The organism is Streptomyces sp. NPDC092296 (genome assembly GCF_044755465.1).
Lineage (GTDB): Bacteria > Actinomycetota > Actinomycetes > Streptomycetales > Streptomycetaceae > Peterkaempfera.
This window is the reverse complement of record NZ_JBIVRB010000001.1, coordinates 448,686-468,389: the sequence shown is the minus strand read 5'-3', so window position 1 is coordinate 468,389 and position 19,704 is coordinate 448,686. Positions and strand designations below refer to the sequence as shown.

At 72.5% G+C, this 19,704-nt stretch carries 21 protein-coding genes, 1 pseudogene and 1 CRISPR repeat array; of the genes and pseudogenes, 7 read left to right on the top strand and 15 right to left on the bottom strand.

Features of this window, described 5'->3' with window-relative positions; genetic code table 11:
• Positions 1 to 167 precede the first annotated feature (167 nt).
• From ACIQGZ_RS02145 to ACIQGZ_RS02130, 4 genes are all read right to left on the bottom strand, one after another.
• Complete coding sequence (locus ACIQGZ_RS02145; protein ID WP_402598760.1) at positions 168 to 1,757, bottom strand: MFS transporter; 1,590 nt, start codon at positions 1,755 to 1,757, stop codon at positions 168 to 170.
• 103 nt (positions 1,758 to 1,860) lie between these two features.
• A complete protein-coding gene (locus ACIQGZ_RS02140; protein WP_402598759.1) occupies positions 1,861 to 2,496 on the bottom strand; it encodes a hypothetical protein in 636 nt (211 codons plus the stop codon).
• A gap of 18 nt (positions 2,497 to 2,514) precedes the next feature.
• On the bottom strand, positions 2,515 to 2,790 hold the full coding sequence (locus ACIQGZ_RS02135) for a hypothetical protein (RefSeq protein WP_402598757.1): 276 nt from the start codon (positions 2,788 to 2,790) through the stop codon (positions 2,515 to 2,517).
• Positions 2,791 to 3,074: 284 nt separating this feature from the next.
• Positions 3,075 to 3,395, bottom strand: coding sequence for a hypothetical protein (locus ACIQGZ_RS02130; protein ID WP_402598756.1), 321 nt, complete (start codon positions 3,393 to 3,395; stop codon positions 3,075 to 3,077).
• A 106-nt stretch (positions 3,396 to 3,501) separates the two neighbouring features.
• Between ACIQGZ_RS02130 and ACIQGZ_RS02125 the strand changes: the two genes are divergently transcribed.
• From ACIQGZ_RS02125 to ACIQGZ_RS02110, 4 genes and pseudogenes are all read left to right on the top strand, one after another.
• Positions 3,502 to 4,326, top strand: a complete 825-nt coding sequence (locus ACIQGZ_RS02125; protein ID WP_402598755.1) for a Scr1 family TA system antitoxin-like transcriptional regulator — start codon at positions 3,502 to 3,504, stop codon at positions 4,324 to 4,326.
• A complete protein-coding gene (locus ACIQGZ_RS02120) occupies positions 4,323 to 4,535 on the top strand; it encodes a DUF397 domain-containing protein (protein WP_402598754.1) in 213 nt (70 codons plus the stop codon). The genes ACIQGZ_RS02125 and ACIQGZ_RS02120 overlap by 4 nt, the downstream gene beginning before the upstream one ends.
• 80 nt (positions 4,536 to 4,615) lie before the next feature.
• Positions 4,616 to 4,720, top strand: a pseudogene (locus ACIQGZ_RS02115) (transcriptional regulator); the annotation flags it as partial.
• Positions 4,717 to 4,926, top strand: coding sequence for a DUF397 domain-containing protein (locus tag ACIQGZ_RS02110; protein WP_402598753.1), 210 nt, complete (start codon positions 4,717 to 4,719; stop codon positions 4,924 to 4,926). The pseudogene ACIQGZ_RS02115 and the gene ACIQGZ_RS02110, both read left to right, overlap by 4 nt.
• A gap of 358 nt (positions 4,927 to 5,284) precedes the next feature.
• On the opposite strand, the gene ACIQGZ_RS02105 is transcribed toward ACIQGZ_RS02110, so the two are convergent.
• From ACIQGZ_RS02105 to ACIQGZ_RS02085, 5 genes are all read right to left on the bottom strand, one after another.
• Positions 5,285 to 5,497, bottom strand: coding sequence for a hypothetical protein (locus ACIQGZ_RS02105; protein ID WP_402598752.1), 213 nt, complete (start codon positions 5,495 to 5,497; stop codon positions 5,285 to 5,287).
• Positions 5,498 to 5,583: 86 nt separating this feature from the next.
• Positions 5,584 to 6,426, bottom strand: coding sequence for a helix-turn-helix domain-containing protein (locus ACIQGZ_RS02100; protein ID WP_402598751.1), 843 nt, complete (start codon positions 6,424 to 6,426; stop codon positions 5,584 to 5,586).
• Positions 6,423 to 6,959, bottom strand: coding sequence for a DUF6879 family protein (locus ACIQGZ_RS02095; RefSeq protein WP_402598750.1), 537 nt, complete (start codon positions 6,957 to 6,959; stop codon positions 6,423 to 6,425). The genes ACIQGZ_RS02100 and ACIQGZ_RS02095 overlap by 4 nt, the downstream gene beginning before the upstream one ends.
• A gap of 1 nt (position 6,960) precedes the next feature.
• Entirely contained in the window at positions 6,961 to 7,161 is a 201-nt protein-coding gene (locus ACIQGZ_RS02090; protein ID WP_402598748.1) for a hypothetical protein, read from the bottom strand.
• Between the two features lie 108 nt (positions 7,162 to 7,269).
• A complete protein-coding gene (locus ACIQGZ_RS02085) occupies positions 7,270 to 7,644 on the bottom strand; it encodes a hypothetical protein (protein ID WP_402598747.1) in 375 nt (124 codons plus the stop codon).
• 83 nt (positions 7,645 to 7,727) lie between these two features.
• Positions 7,728 to 8,366: direct repeats of the CRISPR family, unit length 28 nt; unit sequence GGACCACCCCCGCAGGCGCGGGGAGCAC.
• A 349-nt stretch (positions 8,367 to 8,715) separates the two neighbouring features.
• On the opposite strand from ACIQGZ_RS02085, the gene ACIQGZ_RS02080 reads away from it, so the two are divergent.
• Positions 8,716 to 8,922 (top strand): DUF397 domain-containing protein, encoded by a 207-nt coding sequence (locus ACIQGZ_RS02080; RefSeq protein ID WP_402598745.1) that lies wholly within the window; start codon positions 8,716 to 8,718, stop codon positions 8,920 to 8,922.
• Between the two features lie 239 nt (positions 8,923 to 9,161).
• Positions 9,162 to 10,037, top strand: coding sequence for a helix-turn-helix transcriptional regulator (locus ACIQGZ_RS02075; protein WP_402598743.1), 876 nt, complete (start codon positions 9,162 to 9,164; stop codon positions 10,035 to 10,037).
• A 78-nt stretch (positions 10,038 to 10,115) separates the two neighbouring features.
• Here the strand turns inward: ACIQGZ_RS02075 and ACIQGZ_RS02070 are convergent, their stop codons facing one another.
• From ACIQGZ_RS02070 to ACIQGZ_RS02055, 4 genes are all read right to left on the bottom strand, one after another.
• Positions 10,116 to 10,286 (bottom strand): hydrophobic protein, encoded by a 171-nt coding sequence (locus ACIQGZ_RS02070; RefSeq protein WP_402598741.1) that lies wholly within the window; start codon positions 10,284 to 10,286, stop codon positions 10,116 to 10,118.
• A 56-nt stretch (positions 10,287 to 10,342) separates the two neighbouring features.
• Complete coding sequence (locus ACIQGZ_RS02065; protein ID WP_402598740.1) at positions 10,343 to 11,614, bottom strand: cytochrome P450; 1,272 nt, start codon at positions 11,612 to 11,614, stop codon at positions 10,343 to 10,345.
• Positions 11,615 to 11,684: 70 nt separating this feature from the next.
• Entirely contained in the window at positions 11,685 to 12,116 is a 432-nt protein-coding gene (locus ACIQGZ_RS02060) for a hypothetical protein (RefSeq protein WP_402598738.1), read from the bottom strand.
• A gap of 147 nt (positions 12,117 to 12,263) precedes the next feature.
• Positions 12,264 to 15,980 (bottom strand): SpoIIE family protein phosphatase, encoded by a 3,717-nt coding sequence (locus tag ACIQGZ_RS02055; protein WP_402598737.1) that lies wholly within the window; start codon positions 15,978 to 15,980, stop codon positions 12,264 to 12,266.
• Between the two features lie 173 nt (positions 15,981 to 16,153).
• Here ACIQGZ_RS02055 and ACIQGZ_RS02050 point away from each other — a divergent pair, with 173 nt between their 5' ends.
• Complete coding sequence (locus ACIQGZ_RS02050) at positions 16,154 to 16,423, top strand: hypothetical protein (protein ID WP_402598736.1); 270 nt, start codon at positions 16,154 to 16,156, stop codon at positions 16,421 to 16,423.
• Positions 16,424 to 16,490: 67 nt separating this feature from the next.
• Here ACIQGZ_RS02050 and mgtA read toward each other — a convergent pair whose 3' ends face one another.
• Together mgtA and ACIQGZ_RS02040 are read right to left on the bottom strand one after the other, a co-directional pair.
• Positions 16,491 to 19,166, bottom strand: a complete 2,676-nt coding sequence (gene mgtA / locus ACIQGZ_RS02045) for a magnesium-translocating P-type ATPase (RefSeq protein WP_402598735.1) — start codon at positions 19,164 to 19,166, stop codon at positions 16,491 to 16,493.
• On the bottom strand, positions 19,150 to 19,509 hold the full coding sequence (locus ACIQGZ_RS02040) for an ArsR/SmtB family transcription factor (protein WP_402598734.1): 360 nt from the start codon (positions 19,507 to 19,509) through the stop codon (positions 19,150 to 19,152). The genes mgtA and ACIQGZ_RS02040 overlap by 17 nt, the downstream gene beginning before the upstream one ends.
• Positions 19,510 to 19,704: the final 195 nt, after the last annotated feature.

The window sequence follows — 19,704 nt, the reverse complement described above, 5'->3', positions numbered from 1 at the left end:
CACTTCCGCAACAAATCGACAAAGATCCAGTGCTGCCCGTTCTTTTCCTCCTTTGGTGTGACATTAAAGCTATAACCCCCCAACGAGCGACCGGCCGTTCCGTAGCGGTCCACCCCCCGAAGTCGCCCGATCGGCCGCAGGATCGGCGGCCGCCCGGCCGCCCGGGTTCACCGCACCACGCGGGGCAGCCGGGTGCTCAGCAGCACCACCGCCGCCGTACCGGCCAGTTGGAGCAGCAGCACCAGCGCGACCGCGTCCCGCATCCCGAGGGAGCCGGCCGGTGCCAGCGAGAGGAAGAGCGTGCCCAGGGTCGCGACGCCCAGCGCCAGGCCGGACTGCTGGGTGGTGACCAGCACCCCGCTGCCCACCCCCGCCCGCTCCACCGGCACCTCCGCCAGCACCACCCGGAACAGCGGCGTCATCACCAGCCCCTGCCCCGCCCCGGCCAGCGCGGTGCCCGGCAGCAGGTCGAGCGGGCCCAGGTCGGGCCAGCCGTGCCGGAAGGTCAGCGCCAGCACCACCAGGCCGGCCGCCTGGAGCAGCGCACCCGCCGTGATGGTCCGGCTCCCGTACCGGCCGACCAGGCGCGGACCGCTCAGCGAGGTGATGAAGAAGCCCACCGCCATCGGCACCAGCGCCAGGCCCGCCGTCTCCGGGCCGAACCGCAGCCCCTGCTGGAGCGCCACCGCGACCACGAACATGAAGCCGCCGAAGCCGACGAAGAAGGGCAGCGCCAGCACCAGCCCGCGCCGCATCCCCGGCACGGCCAGCAGCGACGGCGGCACCAGCGGCACCCGGCCGGCCCGCTCGGTCCGCCGCTCCACCCGGACGAACGCCCAGGCGGCGAACGGGAAGGCGACCAGCAGCAGCCAGGTCCACAGCGGCCAGCCGACCGCGCGGCCCTCCATCAGCGGCACCAGCAGGGTGAGCAGCGAGACGGCGAGCAGCGCCGTGCCCGGCAGATCCACCGGCGCGGGGTGCGGGGCGCGGCTCTCCGGCACCGAGCGCAGCGCCAGCAGTGCGGCGACCAGCGCCACCGGCACATTGACCAGGAAGATGCTCCGCCAGCCGGAACCGAACAGGTCCGCCGAGACCAGCACCCCGCCCAGCACCTGGCCGATGACCACCGCCAGGCCGCCCACCGCGCCGTACCCGCTCAGCGCCCTGGCCCGGCGGCCGCCGCTGGTGGTCGCCTGGATGGTGGCCAGCACCTGCGGCAGCATCAGCGCGGCGGTCGCGCCCTGCGCCACCCGGGCCGCCACCAGCAGCCCGGCGGTCGGCGCCAGCCCGCAGGCCAGCGAGGTGACGGCGAAGCCGGCGGCTCCGGCGGCGAACAGCCGGCGGCGGCCGAACATGTCGCCCAGCCGGCCACCGAGCACCAGCAGCACGGCGTAGGCCAGGCCGTAGCCGGCGACCACCATCTCCAGCACGGCCGGGCCGGCCGACAGGTCGCGGTCGATGGTCGGCAGCGCCACGTTCACGATGAAGAAGTCGAGCATCGGCAGGAAGGCGCCGAGCAGCACGGTGACCAGGCCCAGCACGCCCAGCTGCGGCCGGTCGGGCCCGGCGGAGGCGGCGGTGGGGCCGCCGACACGGATCACCCGGGGCAGTACGGCGGCGCGGGACGGGGGCGGGGCGGCGGCGGTGGAGGCGGCGATCGGTTCCGACGTATCGTTCACCCCACCAACGATCCGGGTACGCCAAGGCGGGTACCAGAGTGTGGTTATCCAGGTATAAGGACTACCTGGCAATGGCATCCAGCGCTGCCTGGCGAACTGCTTGGGGTACCCGCCCCTCTGCTGCGGTCAACGGGTTTCTGCGAGAACGCCCCGACAAGCAGCAGAGGACCGGAGGCTCTACCTACGGCCGGGTGTACGCAGACGCATCGGCAACGCCGTGGATGGCCTCGACCGTGCAGCCGATGAGTTCGCGGACGAGTTGGGTGGCGACGATCCAGGGGAGGGCGCTGCGGTCGGTGTAGGGGACGGTGTCCATCTGCCGGGGCACGGCGACGCCGGGCCGGCTGCGGAAGTAGCGCTGTCCGAAGACGCCGATCACGGCCGAGCGTTTGACGCGCATCAGGGTGTGGCTGGTGCGCAGGTGGGGGCAGGCGTGGGCGGCGGTGTCGGCGCAGGGGCGGCAGATGGGTGGGTTGGTGGTGACCTCTTCGCCGGACTGGCTCGGCGGGGTGCCGGGGAGGAGCCAGAGCACGCCCGCTTCGGTGATGTCGGGGGGTCCGGCGCAGACCTGGCAGAGGAGGTGGGTCTGGGCGTGGCGTTGGCGGGGGGTGTGGATGGCGCCGAAGCGGGGGTGTCCGGTGCCGGGTCTGGTGTCCTGGCGGGCCCACAGGACGCCGTGGTCGTCGCGGTCCTGGGGTCGTTCGGGTGCGCCGTCGAAGTAGATGAGGCCGGTGCCGGTGGAGATGACGGGGGCGCTGGCGAGCCTGATCCTCTCGTGCTGCCAGGCGGCGATGTAGGGGACGGCGGGGGGTTTCACGGGTGGTGCTCCCGGGGGTCAGGTGGTGGCCTGGCGTTGGCGGTGGAGTCGGGCGAGTGCTCTGAGCTGCTGGCGGTCCCAGGCGGAGCCCCTGCGGAGCCTGCGGTAGTGGGTGGACCAGGTGTATCCGGTGGGGCGGCCGAGTTCGACGTGGGCGCCGTGGACGGCCCGGACGACGCCGGGCCCGTCGAACTCCCGGTCGTAGACCACGGCCCCGGTCGGGACGTCCCCGGGGCTGGCGAAGCCGTAGGCGACCGCCGGGCAGGGAACGGGCTGCTCACGCGTGCGGTGCACGGGGCGTCTCCTTACACGTACCGGCGTACTCGGCGGGGGCGCCGGTGGCGGGGACCGGCGGCCTTGGGCTGCGGTGCGGGGGCGGGGCGGGTACCCCGGGCGTTGTGCACGATCCGGTCGTGCAGCACGCTGATGCAGGGGCCGCACCAGTACATGTCCGCCGTGACGCGGCCGGCGGTCTGCGCGGGACCGACCCACAGCACCCGGACCCACGGCGACCCGCACCACCCCCAGCAGGGGCCCCACACCCAGGGATCGGCGTCTTCCACCGGCGCCCTACCCCCTCACCGGCCCGCACCCCGGCTCCAGGCGTTCAGCCGCGCCACCTCGGGAGCCAGCCGTTCACTCAACCTCTCCGCCCCCACCCGGGACGCCCGCTGCTCAGCCTTGCGGGCCGAACCCGCCTGGCAGTCCACAGGCTTGATGTCCGTCGACCGGGTCGTCCACTCGATGCCGCCGCCCTCGGGCCGCAAGAAGACCGTGCTGCCCTCCGTGGCCATGTACACACCCCGCACATCGTGGTGGGCGGTATCGGTGACCAGTTCACCGGGCTGCGGGACGTACAAGGCGGCCGCGTACTGGGGCGTACTGCGCTTCCGGGACACGGTTCGCTCCTCTCTGTAGTCATTCCACTACCGGGGGGCGTAACTTTCCCCTAGAGTCGGGAACCGTTCAACCTGACTGGGGCGCAAGTGCAGTTGAGAGGGCGCCATGAACCGCAAGAAACTTGACCCAGCGCGGTCCCCCCGCGATGCCTTCGGCTCGCAACTACGCAGCTCACGAGAGGCTGCCGGTCTGACGCAAGATGAACTCGCCGCACGGATGGAGTACTCCGGGACGTACATCTCGGCGGTAGAAGTCGCGCGCAAATCCCCCACCCTCAAGTTCGCCAGAGCTGCTGACAGGGCATTGGGTCCCGGACAGACGCTTGAACTGATGTGGTGGGGGGTGAAGCGGTCGGCACTACCGGGCTTCCCCGAGCACGCTGCTCAAGAGGCCCGAGCAGCAGAAATCCGTGTCTTTGAGCCGAGCGTCATTCCAGGGCTGCTACAGACTCCGGGGTACGCGGCGGCCCATGCGGCGGCGGGCGTCAAGCGGGGCGCGATCACTCAGGAACAAGCCGACGAACGACTGACGTTCCTGGCAGCTCGGCAACGACTCCATGCGCGCTCAGCTCCGCCCTTGGTCCACGTCGTGCTTGATGAGAGCGGGATACGGCGGGCGACCGGCGGTGCTGCGGTTATGGCAGCTCAGCTGGACCACCTGGCACAGATGGCGGAGCGCCCGCACGTAGTTCTGCAGATCGCACCCTTCACCCTGACCGAACCGATCCCGTTCAGCGGCTTCATCACACTTCTGACCTTCCCGGATCGGTCGGTCGCGGGCTACACCGAGTCAGCTGAGCGAGGGTTCGTGATCCGAGACGCGGAGACGGTGACCAGTTGGGAAAGGACCTACGATCGACTACAGGTAGAGGCGCTGTCGATGACCGCGTCTTTGGCCCTGATCCGCGATGTGCGAAAGGACCTGGCATGACCAACCCCCTGGATTTGACCGCTGCTTCGTGGTTCAAGTCGAGCCACAGCCAGAACGGCGGTTCGTGCGTTGAGGTAGCTCCCGACTTCCCCGGCGTCGTCCCCGTCCGTGACAGCAAGGACCCCGCGGGGCCCGCCCTGGTCTTCCCGGCCGCCGGTTTCGCCGCCTTCGTCGCGGCAGTCAAGGCAGGCGAGTTCGGCTCCGTCTGATGCTGCGCCCCGAGTGCGCTCCCCGGAGACCCCACCACAGCGGGCTACGTGGTGGGGTCTCTTGCCGTCTCACGCGACGCGCGCTACTGCCCATGCTGACCGCCTACCATCAGCTACAGGCCGAAGCGCTGTCGCAGGCGGCTTCCGTGGCCATGATCCGCCAGTCGCGAAAGGGCACCCCGTGACGACCGAGTCCCCCCGTTGGTTCACGTCCTCCTACAGCGACAACGGCGGCAACTGCGTTGAGGTCGCCGCCAACCTCATCGCCACAAGCGGTGTGGTCCCCGTCCGTGACTCCAAGGACCCGAACGGCCCGGTCCTGAACTTCCCCACCCCCTCCTTCGCCTCCTTCATCACCAGCATCAAGGCTGGCGAATTCGGCACCCTCTAAACCCCACCCCACCCCCACCATGCCCCCCAGCGTGGTGGGGCTCCCCTTCCCCCACCGCCACACACCCGGAAGCATGAGCGGATAAGCCGGCATCCACTACTGCTTTGGATCATCCCCGCAGGCGCGGGGAGCACCTGGACGGTCGCGGGTTCGCTGTTCTTGCCGCCGAACTGAACGGCGGCGGACACCTCAATGCCCACGGCCGGCCGTGGTCCCATACCGGCCTGCGGCGCACACTCGACGGCGGGTTCGGCGCCGGGTACCTCCACGTCCACAAGCGGGACATCCACTGCCCCAACCGCGCCCACTGCGCGAAGTGGCGCGACCACTACGAGCACATCCCCGGGGCTGGGGGCGCTCACCGCGCGTCCCGGTGGCGGGGGCAGGCGACGACGGCCCAGCCGAGCCGGCCGGAGCCGGAGCCGGTGTAGACGTATCCGGCCGGGGCGAGTGGCCCGGACCGGTCGCCGCAGACGATGCAGGCGGCGCCGTGGAGGCGCGCCAGGGTGGACGCGTCGACCGGCAGCCCGAGAACGGGCCGGGGCGGCGAGGGGGGCGAGAGGACGGCCATACCGGGACCGTAGGGCGACATGCTTCTCGAAATGGGGGGTGCTTCTCCGAATTTCGAATACCCAGGGCGGCGCTTCCCCCGATTCCTTACATCGCCTCCAGGGCTGCCCTCGCCACCGCGATGAGCCGGTGGGCTCCGCGCCCGTACACCGCTGCCCGGTCCAGCCGATCCCAGACTCGCCCGTACAGCGCGATGTCGTCCGTGTCGTCCAGCCACATCTCAGCGTTGATCGTCTCAACGATCACCAGGCGCTCGTCATAGATCCAGAAACCGTGCCGTGGGGTCACTGTCATCGGGGCGCCGAGGGGCACGATGCCGAGGGTCACGGTGCTCAGTCCGATGATTCCGGTGAGCCGGTCCAGCTGGCCGGCCATGACGTCGGGCGGGCAGGTGAGAACTCTCAGTGCCCCCTCCCATAGGAGGGCGTGGAACTTCCGGCCGGGCTCGTAGAGCACTTGCTGGCGCTTCATTCTGGCCCGCACCGCAGCTTCGGTGTCTCGCGGAGTGTTGCGCAGGTCGGCATTGTGGATGAGCAGGTGCCGGGCATAGTCCGGTGTTTGGAAGAGGCCGGGGATCACGGATGACTCGTACGCCCGGATCGTTTTCGTGGCACGCTGCTGTGCCAGTGCCTCGTCTTGCCGCCCCCGATGTCCTGTGGTGAGCTGGCGCCGCCATGACCGGTAGCTGGTCTCCAGCCCGCGCAGGCGTCCCTTCAGCTCGGATGCCGCCTGCGGTTGTTGCGCACTGTGCGCCCATGTCTCCAGGTCTTGGAGCGTAGGTGTCTGCTTGCCGGTCTCCAGCTTCGATACCTTCGATGGCGGCCATTCGAGGCGGCGGGCCATCTCCCGGCCGCTGAACCCGGCCTCGGTGCGCAGCTCGCGCAGCCGCGCACCGAGGGCCTCCCGGGCTCGCTGGAAGTCGGTGGTCACACGGGCGACGGTACCCGTGTCCGGAAGTCGGCGTACGGGATGGCGTAGTGCCAGGCGGCGTCGCGGACTTGGCAGGCGCGCAGTACCTCTGCCGGGTCGTCGGTCAGCTCCATGCCGAGGGACCGGTCGCCGTCGAAGTTGAACCGGCCGACGGTGCGGGAGTCGAACAGCCAGAAGTCGACCATGGGTAGGTCGGTCTGTTCTGCCTCGGCCCGAGGCAGGTACCGGATGTCCTCGCCGGCCGCCACCGTGTGCACGGTGCCCCACAGGAGGAACCGCTGGTAGTCGCTTGGCGGCTGGTCGAACAGGCGAACGCGCTCTACTCGGACACCTCGGCCGGTCAGGTCTCGGATGGTGTTCAGCCATCCCTCCCGTCCGGCCGTTCCTGGGTCCTCGCCTCGGAGGAATGTCCGGTACCGCTCGCTCTCGTAGTCCACCTGGTACTCGCGGCGGGCTTCGAGCCGCCAGGCGGTGTGCTGGAAGCCAGTCCGGAAGTACTCCGTGATGGCGTCAGCAGGGATGAAGTCGGGCACGTCACTCCTTGGGGGCGAAGCGGGTCAGCAGCGCGCGGGGGATGACCACGAACGTCTCCGAGTCCTTGACGTCGCACAGCTGGTCCAGGGCTTCGGGGTCGGTGAGGCGGTCGCCCTGGACGACGATGTCGCCGGTCTCGGTCTCGTACAGGGTCGGGCAGTTGCCGTCTTCGGATGTGGTGCCGAGAAACGTGATCTTCATGGTGCCCTCCGGTCTGACGGTGGATCAGGCTCGGGTGACCGTAGCGGGTCGTCCGAGAAACAGCCAGGGCACGACGATGGGCCCCTTCGCACCGGCGGTGCGGGCGCGTCAGGCCGCCGTGGCCATGCGCGCCGGCGTCCCGATGCCCGGCAGCGCGTCGGCCCTTTCCGCAGCAGCGAGGAGCCGCCGGACGGTGACGGTCCGGCGGTCGGCGCCGAGGAGTGTGCAGATGCGGGAGAGCTGCCAGGAGGCGCTGCGGCGGTCGATCCCGTGGGTGGCGAGGGTGTGCAGGAGTGCGGTGTCGGCGGTGGCGTCGCGGAGGCGTCCGGGGGCGAGGCCGGGGCGGCCGGCGAGGGAGGCGAGGGAGGCGAGGATCGTGTCCCGCTGAGGGGACGGTTCCCATCGGGCCGGGGTGATGGTGGTGGTGCGGCAGGTGTCGCGGCGGGCGCGTTCGCGGTCGCCGGGGGTAGTGCCGCCGTACACCCCGTAGGGTTCCTACCACGTGCGTCCGTCGCCGTGGGCGTAGGCGGCGCACGCCGCTCGGACGGGGCAGGGCGTGCAGACGGCCGGACCACCCCGCAGGCGCGGGGAGCACCGCGCGGGCGAGGGGAACGTCATGTGAACCGTGGGACCACCCCCGCAGGCGCGGGGAGCACCTGCGCAGCCACGGCCCCGGCCACGGCGCCAGCGGACCACCCCCGCAGGCGCGGGGAGCACTGGCCCTGGCCGCTGTGCACCGTTCCCGGCGGGGGACCACCCCCGCAGGCGCGGGGAGCACTTCGCGGCGCGGCGGATCTCAGAGGCGGGTTCGGGACCACCCCCGCAGGCGCGGGGAGCACTTCTCGGCGGAACCGTCGTACCCAGCTCTGGGGGGACCACCCCCGCAGGCGCGGGGAGCACCAGGGGGCACATGTCTCCTGCTTGGGGTGGGTGGGACCACCCCCGCAGGCGCGGGGAGCACCTGGCTGCCCTGGGGGTCACCAAGGGGGCGCTGGGACCACCCCCGCAGGCGCGGGGAGCACGTCGATGGCGTGGCCCCGGTGCTGCTGCGGCAGGGACCACCCCCGCAGGCGCGGGGAGCACCCCGATCCCCTGGCGCGGTGGCACGCGACCGCGGGACCACCCCCGCAGGCGCGGGGAGCACCGCTGCATGCCATCGTCCGCCACGATCGGGAAGGGACCACCCCCGCAGGCGCGGGGAGCACACTTCTTGACCTGCGGCTTTCTCCGGGGCGGCATGCCTTTTTCTTCACTTGCACCGAGTCGGACATACAACGCATACCATCCAGGGCAAGGCGGTACGACGCCAGGCTATCCGCCGCACGCCCCTTCCGTACCAGGATCGGGAGTTGGCGCCCACCCACGCAGCCAGGCCCCGCTGCCGCCCGCTGCTGATCAGCAAACTACGACCCGCCGGGAACGCCGAATCCCAGGCACTGGGCCGCCTTGAGCACTCCCGGCAAACAGCCACGGGATGGGAGAGGGAGCAGTACGATCGATGCCCAAGGCGGTATCCCTGGCTCTGATCCACAAAGCCCGTGAGGAGCTTGCTCCGTGATTCCTGACCTGTCCGGCGCTTCCTGGTTCAAGTCCAGCCATAGCGGCAACGGCGGCTCTTGTGTCGAAGTCGCCTCCGACTTCCCCGGTGTGGTGCCCGTCCGTGACAGCAAGGACCCCGCGGGGCCCGCCCTGGTCTTCCGGGCCGCCGGTTTCGCCGCCTTCGTCGCGGCAGTCAAGGCAGGCGAGTTCGGCACCGTCTGAGCCGCCCCGAGACCCCACCACACCCCCCGCAGGCGCGGGGAACGCGTCTACCGCTTCGGGCCCGGCGGTCGGCGTCGGCTCCGCAGGCTAGCGAGGTGGGTGAAGCCGGCGGCGATCGGTTCGGACGTATCGTTCGCGCAACCAACGATCCGGGGCCGCCGAGGCAGGTACCGGAGGGTGGTTATCCAGGTACAAGGGGTACCTGCCAATGGCGTCCGTCCTGCGGCATGCTGGCAGGCATGAGCTCAGCCGCCCTGCGCCCCGACGCCCCTGACCGCTCCGACGAGGTGCGGCGGCGGGAGTTGGCGTCCTTCCTGCGCAGCCGCCGGGAGCGGATCGCCCCCGAGCAGGTCGGCCTGCCGGCCGGTGGCCGCCGCCGGACTCCGGGGCTGCGCCGCGAGGAGGTCGCGTTGCTCTCCTCGGTCGGGGTCACCTGGTACACCTGGCTGGAGCAGGCGCGGGACATCCAGGTCTCGGTGCAGGTGCTGGACGCCATCGCGCGCACCCTGCTGCTGGACCCCAATGAGCGCTCCCACCTGTTCGTGCTCGCCGGGGCCGGCGACCCCTCGCCGGGCCGGGAGTGCGCCAGCATCACGCCCGCGCTGCGGGAGATGCTGGACCGGCTGGAGCCGCTGCCCGCCTGTGTGCTCAACGGCCGGTACGACGTGCTGGCGTACAACAGGCTCTACGGCCACCTGGTGGACGACCTGGACGCGAAGCCCTTCGAGGACCGCAACTGCATGTGGCTGGCGTTCACCTCACCGGAGTGGCAGCAGGCCCTGGTGGACCGGGAGGCGGCGCTGTCCTCGATGGTGGCCCGGTTCCGGGCCTCGATGGCCGACCATGTCGCGGAGCCCGCCTGGAAGTCGCTGCTCAACCGGTTGCGGGCCGCGTCGCCGGAGTTCGAGGCGGCCTGGCAGCGGCATGAGGTCGCCCAGCCGTCCCGCAACGGCTCCAAGCGCTATCTCAACCGCCGGGTGGGGCTGCTGAACTTCGACTTCACTTATCTGTGGCTGCACCCCCGGCTCGGCACCCGCCTGGTCACCTACACCCCGCTGGACGAGCCGACCCGCGAGCGGCTGGACCGGCTGCACGCCCTGGTCACGGCGGGCTGAGCGCAGGCCCGATATCGCGCAGGGGCTCCGCCGGATCGGCGGAGCCCCTGCGCGAGGGAAACGGGAACGGTGGACCGGCTACCAGCGGTACCAGCGGCCCCGGCTCCCGGACGTACCGGCACCACGGAAAAGGAATCCGAGCGCCCAGACGATCAGCACCGCAAGCGCGATCCACCAGAGGATCTTCACCGCGAAGCCGACACCGAAAAGAACTATTGCGAGTAGCAGGACCAGCAGCAAAGGAACCATTCTCTTACCTCCTGGAACCGCGCTTGCCCCCCGCCGCAGGGTTCATGCATCACGGATCAGCGGACGTTCCCGAAGGTGAAGCGGAGCGACCTGATCCGGTTGTCGAAGCTGGACGGGACCAGCTCCGGCTCCCCCACCGAGCGGACGTCCGGCAGCCTGGTCAGCAGCTCCGTGAAGATCGTCCGCAGCTCCTGCCGGGCGAGGTGCGCCCCCAGGCAGAAGTGCGGACCGCCGCCGCCGAAGCCCACATGCGGATTGGGACTGCGGGTGATGTCAAAGGCGCCCGGGTCGGGGAAGACCGATTCATCGCGGTTCGCGGAATTGAAGAAGAGCACCACCTTCTCGCCCTTCCGGAAGGTCGCGCCATTCATTTCGTGGTCATGCGCGAGCGTACGGCGGAACTGGATGATCGGCGAGGAGTGGCGCAACATCTCCTCCACCGCGCCGTCGATTCCACCGCCCAGGTCGGACAGCAGCAGCGCCCGCTGCCCCGGATTGTCGGTGAGCAGTTTCAGGCCGTGCGCCATCGCGTTCCGAGTGGTCTCCACCCCGGCCACCAGCAGCAGCGAGAAGAAGGAGCCCAGCTCGCGGGAGTTCAGCCCGCGCCCCGCCACGTCGGCGGTGACCAGCGCCGAGATCAGGTCGTCGGCCGGGCGGCGGCGCCGCTCCCGGCCGATCTCCGCGACCAGCAGCTGCATCCGGGCCAGCGCCCGCAGCCCCCGCCCGGGGACCCGCAGCCGGTGGCGCAGGCTGCGCCGCACCCCGGTGTGCACACTGGCGTGGTCGACCAGCTCCAGGATGCGGGCGCGCGGGCCCTGCGGGATGCCCATCATGGTGCAGATGACCTGGTAGGGCAGTTGCGCGGCCACGGCGGCGACGAAGTCCACCGGCCGCCGGGCGACCACCTCGTCCACGATCCGCCGGGCGGTGGTCCGGATGTCGTCCTCGACCCGGGCGATCAGCCGGGGGGTGAACGCCCGGGAGACGACCCGGCGCAGCTGGGCGTGGCGGGGGTCGTCCAGGTTGACCATCGAGTCGCCGAAGACCGTACGCACCCAGCGGGCCGGCTCGGGGGTGGTGACCCCCGGACCGCTGAGGAAGGTGCGCGGGTCCCGGCCGGCCGCCACCACGTCGGCGTGGCGGACCAGGGCGTGGAAACCCCGGCGCGCGCTGCCGGGCCGTTCGGTGAAGAACACCGGGGAATCCAGCGTGCGCAAATAGGCGAAGGCGGCCTCGCGTTCCCGGAGCGGACGTTTCCAGAACAGCGGGTCCGCGAGGTCGGCCCCTGATTCCGGCAGTCGCGCCGGCGCCCCGATGTGCGCAGTCATGTCCCACGTTATGGGCCACGCTCCGGGGAGGCGTCAAATCATGTCACCCGAATGCCGCAATCCGCGTGCGTCACAGCCGCTCGGGCACATGGTTGCTGCTCAGCGCCCAGATGACGAAGATGTCGAGCGCGATCAGCGTGATGGTCCAGAGCGGGAAGTACGGGATGAACATGAACTGGGTGACCAGCCCCAGGGACGCCATGAAGATGCCGGTCCAGCGGGCCCAGGCCGCCCCGGTGAACACCCCGAGGCCGACCAGGACCAGCAGCACACCGATCACCAGGTGAATCCAGCCCCAGGAGGTCAGGTCGAAGCGGTACACATAGCGCGGGGTGGCGACGTACACGTCGTTCTTGGCGATGCCGGTGATGCCCAGCAGGATGCCGAGCACGCCGTTGAGCACCAGCAGCACTGCGGCGAAGCCCATCCAGCCGGTCGCCCCGCCGCCGTCGCGCGGTCCGGGCGCCGGCGTGCCGCCCTGTGTTCCCGGTGTGGCGTGCATGGCCTCTCCCTGCCGTCGGGCCCTGCCGTTCGGGGCCGGTCCTGGGTCCGACCCTCCCGGTCCCGGGGCGGTGCCGCGACCGCTGCTGCGCCATCCGGGTGACACACCGGATGCGCACCGGGTGACGCGCAGGGCGGCGGCCGGGGGTCAGAGCGGCCCGGCCGCCGGGAGCTGCAACTCGGCCCAGACCACCTTGCCGGTGCGGGTGGTGCGGGTGCCCCAGCGGTGCGCCATCTCATTGACCAGCCGCATGCCGCGCCCGCCCTCGTCCTGGTCGGTGGCGCGGCGCAGCCTGGGCGGGAGGTGGCCGATGTCGGCGACCTCCAGGGTGAAGACCCGGTCGCGGATCAGCCGCAGCTGCCGGGGGGCGCCGGCGTGCAGCAGGGCGTTGGTGACCAGTTCGCTGACCAGCAGCTGGGCGAAGTCGGAGAGCGCGGTCAGCCCCCAGGCGTCGAGGGTGGCGCGGGTGAACCGGCGGGCGTCGCTGGGGGTGGTCCGCTCCCGTTCCAGCGGCAGGGTGGCGATCCGGTCGACGGGCAGCGGCAGCGCCCGCGCCATGATCATCGCGATGTCGTCCTCGGCGGCGGTGCCGACCAGGGTGCCGAGCACCGCGTCGCAGGCTTCCTCCAGCGAGCCGCGCCGGTCCGAGATCGTCCTGCGCAGCAGTTCGAGCCCCTGGTCGATGTCCGCGCCGCGCCGCTCCACCAGGCCGTCGGTGTAGAGCGCCAGCACGCCGTTCTCGGGGAGGGTGATCTCCACGCTCTCGAAGGTGGCGCCGCCGACGCCCAGCGGGATGCCCGGCGGCAGCCGCAGCAGCTCGCCGGTGCCGTCCGGGGTGACCAGCACCGGGGGCAGGTGTCCGGCGCTGGCGATGGTGCAGGTGCGCTCCACCGGGTCGTACACGGCGCAGACGCAGGTGGCGAACTGCCCCTCGCCGATCGCGGAGGTGGTCTCGTCCAGCCGGGTGAGCACCTGCTCCGGCGGCATGTCGAGGGTGGCGAGCGTACGGGCGACGGTGCGGATCTGGCCCATGGTCGCGGCGGCCCGGATGCCGTGGCCCATCACGTCGCCCACCACCAGCGCGACCCGGGCGCAGGACAGCGGGACCACGTCGAACCAGTCGCCGCCGACCTCGCTGACCACGCTGCTGGGCAGGTAGCGGTGGGCGATCTCCAGGCCGAGCGTGCGGTGCACCTCCTGCGGCAGCAGGCTGCGCTGGAGGGTGAGCGCGGTGGCGCGCTCGCGCCGGTAGAGGCGGGCGTTGTCGATGCTGACGGCGGCGCGGGCCACCAGCTCCTCCGCGAGTGCCCGGTCGGCCTCGTCGAACGGTTCGCGGCCCCGCAGCCGGATGAACTCGGCGCCGCCCAGCACCAGGCCCCGGGCCCGCATCGGCACCATCAGGTACGAGTGCAGTCCGACCTCGCGGGCGGGCTCCACCCGGTCGGGGGAGGCCACGATCCGGTGCAGCGAGTCGTCGTCCACCTCGGCGACCAGGATCGACCGGCCGGTGCGCAGGCTGTCGGCGTAGATCCAGGAGGAGCCGAACTCGGAGGTGGTGGCACCGACGGCGTCCGCGATCGGGGCGACCCCCAGGCCGGGGACGCCGCCGACGGCGACCGCGCGCAGCGCCACCGAGCCGTCGGCGGGCAGCGCGGAGGGCTCCTCGCCGCGCAGCACGGTGTCGAGCAGGTCGACGGTGGCCATGTCGGCGAACCGGGGGAGCACCACCTCGACCAGTTCCTCGGCCGTCCGCTGGAGGTCAAGGGTGGCCCCGATGCGGGTGCCCGCCTCGTTGAGCAGCGCCAGGCGGGCCTGGGCGGCCTGGGCGGCCTCCAGTGCCCGCTGCCGGGCTCCCGCCGCCTCGCGCTGGCTGGTGTAGAGCCGGGCGTTGTCGACGCAGAGGGCGGCCCGGGTGGTGATCTCCACGGCCAGTGCCAGGTCCTCCTGGCTGAACGGCTCGGGGGTCTCGCGCAGCCGGACGAACTCGACGCCGCCCAGCACCAGCCCCCGGGCCCGCATCGGCACCACCATGTACGAGTGCAGCCCCTCCGCCTCGAACACCTCCACCCGGGACGGGTCGGCGGCGATGTCCGGCAGGTCCTCGGGCCGCACCCGGGGGATCAGCAGCGGCCGGCCGGAGACCAGGCACTTGGTGTAGTGGATGGCGGCGTCCCAGGTCCGGACGTACCCCTCGGCGTCCTCGCCCCGGATCGCCATCGGGCGGTCGCGGGTGGCGCCGACGGCGAGGGTGCGCAGCCGCATGTGGGAGTCCCCGGCGGGCGGCTCGTCGCCGTAGACCACCGTCTCGCGGACGGCCACGGCGACCACGTCGGCCAGCCGGGGGACCGCGACCTCGACCAGTTCGCGGGCGGTGCGGCCCAGGTCCAGGGTGGTGCCGATCCTGGTGCTGGTCTCGTTGATCAGTTGCAGCCGCTCGCGGGCGGTGTTGGCCTCCTGGAGGGCGCGGCTGCGGGCCTCGGCGGTGGTGTGCTCGCGGGTGTACAGCCAGGCGTTGTCGATGGTGACCGCCGCTCGGGCGGCCAGTTCGTCGGCGAGGGTGGTGTCCTCGTCCTCGAACGGCTCCCGGCTGCTCTCCCGGGCGTAGACCACCAGGCCGAGCACCCGGTCCCGGGCCACCAGCGGGGTGGCGCGCACCGCCCAGCCGGTGCGGTCCACGTAGTCGCGGAGGCTGGAGGTGGTGATCTCGGTGAGCGGGTCGCGGTTGGGCCATGGCACATCGACGGTGTGGCCGGTGACCAGGGCTTCCTCGAAGCTGGAGCCGGGCGGGATGCGGCAGACCCGGTCCACCGGGGCGTCCTGGGTCGGGAAGTGGGGGTCGGCGGCCTTGAGGGCCAGTCGGCGTACGGGTTCGCTGCCGGGCCGGCCGTCGGGTTCGCCCTCCTCGCCGGCCACCATGTGCTCCAGTACGTAGACCGCGCTCACGTCAGCGAGCTGCGGGACCATGGCGGCGGCCAGCTCGCGGGCGGTCTGGTACAGGTCGAGGTCGGTGCCGATGCCTGCGGTGGCCTCGACCAGCAGCGCCAGCCGGTCGCGGGCCCGGGTCGCCTCGGCGTCGGAGCGGAACCGCTCGGTGACGTCGATGACCGAGGAGCACATGCCGATGATCTGGCCGGTCGGGTCGGCCAGCCGGAAGTACGAGGCGGACCAGGCGTGGTCGTGGTCGGGGTCGGCGAAGGTCCGGCCTTCCGAGCGGGCGTCGAGGATCGGTTCGCCGGTCACGAGGACGTCGCGCATGACCTCCTCGATCTCACGGCCGTTGATGCCCGGCAGCACCTGGCTCAGCCGGCGGCCCAGGTGCTGCTGGGCCGACAGGCCGTTCATCTCGGCCAGCGCGGCGTTCAGCCGGACGAAGCGCAGGTCGGTGTCGTACACCGCCAGTCCGATCGGCGCCTGGCCGAAGAAGGCGTCCAGGATGGCGAGGTCCGCCTCCAGGCGCCGTACCGCCCGGACGTCGGTGGCCACCGCCAGCACCATCGGACGCTGGTCCGGTCCGGTGATCGGGTGGGTGCGGAACTCCAGGTCGACCTCGTGGCCGTCCCGGTGCCGTACCGGGAAGGCGCCGGACCAGCCCTCACCGGCCAGGATGCGGCCGAACAGCTCCAGCACCTCGTCGCGGCGCTCCCCGGTCGCCAGCAGGTCGACGGCGTACTGGCCGACGGCCTCGTCATGGCGGTAGCCGAGCAGCAGTTCGGCGTCGCCGCTCCAGTGCAGGATGCGGCCGTCGCCGTCGATCAGCGCGGTGGCCACCGGCAGCGCGCGCAGGCCGCCCTCCGGCCGCGACTGTGCCGCGCCCGCCTGTCCCGGGCGGGCGCCGTCAGCGCTACTCGACTGGTCTCCACGCATGGTCAGGGTTCCACCTGAAGGGCTCGGTAGGTCCATTCTTCCCCGGGCCGGACGCGCCCGCCTGTCAGCTGCGCCCGGCGGCCTGGTGGTGGACCGGCGGGCGCGGGTCCGGGGCCGAGCTGACCTGGGGTGACTTATTGTTCTCGGATTGCGCAACCTCTAAAGTCTCGGCCATGGAGAAGCATGGCGCGACGGGGTGGGAGACGGCGGTACTGGACGGCGGGCCCGCGCACGGCCTGCGGGTGAGGGTGGCCGACCGGCCGCAGGTGCTCCAGGTGAGCTATCCGTGCCCGCCGGAGGAGTCGCCGGGCGGGGAGCTGCCGGGCGGGGAGCTGCCGGGCGGGGTGCGGGTGCAGGCGCTGCACATCTACCGGCGTGATCCGCGCGGGCCGGGCGGGCCGGGCGGGCCGGTGCGGTACGGCTTCGACCCGGCCAGCCCCTGAGCCGTACGCCCGCGCGCCCGGCCGGCTCGGGCGGGGGCGGCCGGGGCGGAGCGGCCGGGGTCGGGGCTCAGACGGGTGCGGGGCTCAGCGGCCTGGTGAAGCGCCGGTCGTAGCGGGTCACGGCGGCGGCGAGCCCGAGCCCGTACAGCGCCAGGACCAGCGCGAGCAGCAGGTAGTACACCACCGGCAGCGTGGTCATGCCCAGCGCGGGCGCGACCGGGGAGAACGGCAGCAGGACGCCGACCGCCGCCAGCCCGGCGGTGGCCGACCGGATCGGACCCGCGGTGCGGCGGCCGCCCCGGCGCAGCAGCAGCATCACCAGCGCCTGGGTGAGCAGGTTCTCGGTGAACCAGCCCGCGTGGAAGGCCGCCTGGCCGCCCGACCGGTCCACGCCCCGCACGGCGAACGCCAGCACGGCGAAGGTGGCCAGGTCGGCACAGGCGTTGATCAGGCCGAAGCCGGTGATGAAGCGCAGGAAGTCCTGCGGCCGCAGCAGCGCCGGACCGCGCAGCACGGCGGGGTCCGGCCGGTCGAAGGCGAAGGCCAGCTGCGCGGCGTCGAAGCAGAGGTTCTGCACCAGGACCTGCGCCGGGAGCATCGGCAGGAACGGCAGCAGCAGCCCCGCCACCAGCATCGAGATGACATTGCCCAGGTTGGAGGAGAGGGTGATGCGCAGATAGGTGGCGATGTTGCCGCTGCTGCGCCGCCCGGCGACGATCGCGTGGTCGATGGCGGTGAGGTCCTTGGCGGCCAGCACCACATCGGCCGTCTCGCGGGTCACGTCCACCGCGTCGCGCGGGCAGATCCCCACGTCGGAGGCGTGCAGCGCGGGCCGGTCGTTGACGCCGTCACCGAGGAAGCCGGTGGTGTGCCCGGCGTCGCGCAGCGCGCCGACGATCCTGGCCTTGTGCTCCGGGGTGCAGCGGGCGAAGACCGTGCTCTCGGCGGCCAGTGCGGCCAGTTCGGTGCCGGTCAGGGCGTCGAGCCGGTCGCCGGTGACCACGGTGCCGGGGTCGAGGCCCAGTTCCCGGCAGACCCGGGCGGCGGTGCCCGGGTGGTCGCCGGTGAGCACCTTGACGGCGACGCCCCGGCGGGCGAGGACGGCCAGCGCGTCGGCGGCGGTGGGTGCCAGCTCGTCGCGCAGGGCGACCAGGCCGAGGTAGGTGAGGCCGTGCTCGTCGGCGGCGGTGTACGGGCCGGACCGGGCGGGGCGCTCCGCGACGGCCACGGCCAGCAGCCGCAGGCCGTCCTCGGCCTTCGCCCGGACGGCGCGGCGCAGCCGGTCGCGGGCGGCGGCGTCCAGCTCCGTGCTCTGCGGGCTGCCGTCGGGGCCGTGGGTGCGCAGCCGGGTGCAGCGCTCCAGGACGTCCTCGACGGCGCCCTTGACGACCAGGGTGTGCCGGCCGAAGCCGTCCGGGCGGCGGACGACGGCGCAGGAGCTGCGGCGTACCGGGTCGAAGGGCAGCGCGGCCACCCCGTCCCACTGCTCGGCGTGGTCACCGGCGGCGGTCAGGATCGCTTCGTCCAGGGCGTCCGGGGCGGGGAGGTCGGCGAGGTGCAGCGTCCACAGGCTGTTGACGGCCGCCCAGCGCAGCGCCTCGGGGTCGGGGCGGCCCTCCGGGTCGAGCGAGCAGTCCAGCACCGGGTGGTCGCGGGTCAGGGTGCCCGTCTTGTCGGTGCACAGCACGTCGATCGCGCCGAGGTCGTGCAGCGCGGGCAGCCGCCGGACGATCACCTCGCTGCCGCGCGCCAGGGTGGCCGCGCCCCTGGCCAGCGCGGTGGTGACGATGACCGGCAGCATCTCGGGCGTCAGGGCGACCGCCACCGCCACCGCGAACGGCAGCGTCTGGAGGCCGCGCCCGCGCAGTGCGGCGTCGGCCAGCAGCACCAGTGGCGGGGTGAGCAGCATGAACCGGATGAGGGTCCAGGAGATCCCGTTCACCGACCGGTCGAACGCGGTCTCCCGGCGGCGCCGCGCCGACTCCCGGCAGGTGCCGGCGAACCGGGTGTCGGCGCCGGTCGCCAGCACCACCGCCGTACCGCTGCCGGAGGCCACGCTGCTGCCCTGGAAGCACAGGTGCGGCTGCTCGGGCAGGGGCGCGGCGGCGGTGTCGGGCAGCTGTACGGGGTACTTGGCGACCGGTGCCGACTCGCCCGTCAGCACCGCCTGATGCACCGTCAGGCCGGAGGCGCGCAGCAGCCGCAGATCGGCCGGCACCACATCGCCCGGCCCGAGCCGGATCACATCCCCGGGCACCAGCTGCTCGACCGGCACCTCCCGGAGTGCCGCCGCCCCGCCCCCGGCGGCCCGGCGCTGCACGGTCGCGGTGGTGGCGACCAGTTCGCGCAGCGCGGCGGTGGACCGGTCGGCCCGGTGCTCCCCGCTGGACCGCAGCACGCAGCCGACCACCACCAGCACCGCGATCACGCAGGCCGTGCCCCAGGACGCGACGACGGCCGACACCGCACCCAGGCAGAGCAGCACCGTGGTGAACGGGTCGCGCAAGCTGTGCACGAAACGCCATGGCCAGGAGGCGGGCCGCCGACCGGCGATGACGTTCTCGCCGTACCGCAGCAGCCGCTCCTCGGCCTGCGCCTCCGCCAGCCCGCGCGGGCCGCTGTCCAGTCTGCGCAGCACCTCGAGCGCGGTCAGCCCGGCGAGGTCGCGGACCGGCCCGTCCGCCGCTGCCGGGGCGGTACGGGCGGTGCCGGGTCCGGCGACCGCCTCAGGAGCCCAGGCCACGGACGCGCCCCGGTGCCGCCCGGTGCCCGGCGCGGTCGACCAGTCGGCCGACCAGCCAGCGGACCATGGCCACCACGTCCGGATCGTCCACCAGGTACACCACCCGGCGCCCCTCCCGGCGCGACCGCACCAGACCGGCCAGCTTCAGCTTCGCCAGGTGCTGGCTCACGGCGGGCAGCGCACCGCCCACCCGCTCCGCCAGCCCGCTCACATCGCTCTCGCCCTGGGCCAGCGCCCAGACGATGTGCAGCCTGGCGGGCGAGGCCAGCAGGCCGAAGGCCGCGGCGGCCTCGGTCAGCACGTCGGCAGGCGGGTCCACGAAGTCGCCGCCGCCTGTCGCCACTGTCGCTCTCCCCTCCGCGTGGGGCTCCACGCCGCCCCGGAGAGGCCAGTCTAGGCAACGGTACGGACAGCGGACCGCCGTTCTGGAGGCGAATACCGGTTGCCCGACTGTCGGTGCCGGGCGCTAATCTTCCGAACGTCTGTACAAGACCCATGTTCACCGCGCGCCCGCGCGTGTCGCGGCGGCGTCGCCACC

What these genes read in the sequence shown, in the direction of transcription:
- ACIQGZ_RS02055 (WP_402598737.1), bottom strand. Translation starts at nt 15,980, where the DNA reads ATGCGTGGAGACCAGTCGAGTAGCGCTGACGGCGCCCGCCCGGGACAG.
- ACIQGZ_RS02105 (WP_402598752.1), bottom strand. Translation starts at nt 5,497, where the DNA reads ATGGCCGTCCTCTCGCCCCCCTCGCCGCCCCGGCCCGTTCTCGGGCTG.
- ACIQGZ_RS02050 (WP_402598736.1), top strand. Translation starts at nt 16,154, where the DNA reads ATGGAGAAGCATGGCGCGACGGGGTGGGAGACGGCGGTACTGGACGGC.
- ACIQGZ_RS02060 (WP_402598738.1), bottom strand. Translation starts at nt 12,116, where the DNA reads ATGCACGCCACACCGGGAACACAGGGCGGCACGCCGGCGCCCGGACCG.
- ACIQGZ_RS02070 (WP_402598741.1), bottom strand. Translation starts at nt 10,286, where the DNA reads ATGGTTCCTTTGCTGCTGGTCCTGCTACTCGCAATAGTTCTTTTCGGT.
- ACIQGZ_RS02065 (WP_402598740.1), bottom strand. Translation starts at nt 11,614, where the DNA reads ATGACTGCGCACATCGGGGCGCCGGCGCGACTGCCGGAATCAGGGGCC.
- ACIQGZ_RS02090 (WP_402598748.1), bottom strand. Translation starts at nt 7,161, where the DNA reads ATGAAGATCACGTTTCTCGGCACCACATCCGAAGACGGCAACTGCCCG.
- ACIQGZ_RS02145 (WP_402598760.1), bottom strand. Translation starts at nt 1,757, where the DNA reads ATGCCATTGCCAGGTAGTCCTTATACCTGGATAACCACACTCTGGTAC.
- ACIQGZ_RS02075 (WP_402598743.1), top strand. Translation starts at nt 9,162, where the DNA reads ATGAGCTCAGCCGCCCTGCGCCCCGACGCCCCTGACCGCTCCGACGAG.
- ACIQGZ_RS02125 (WP_402598755.1), top strand. Translation starts at nt 3,502, where the DNA reads ATGAACCGCAAGAAACTTGACCCAGCGCGGTCCCCCCGCGATGCCTTC.
- ACIQGZ_RS02120 (WP_402598754.1), top strand. Translation starts at nt 4,323, where the DNA reads ATGACCAACCCCCTGGATTTGACCGCTGCTTCGTGGTTCAAGTCGAGC.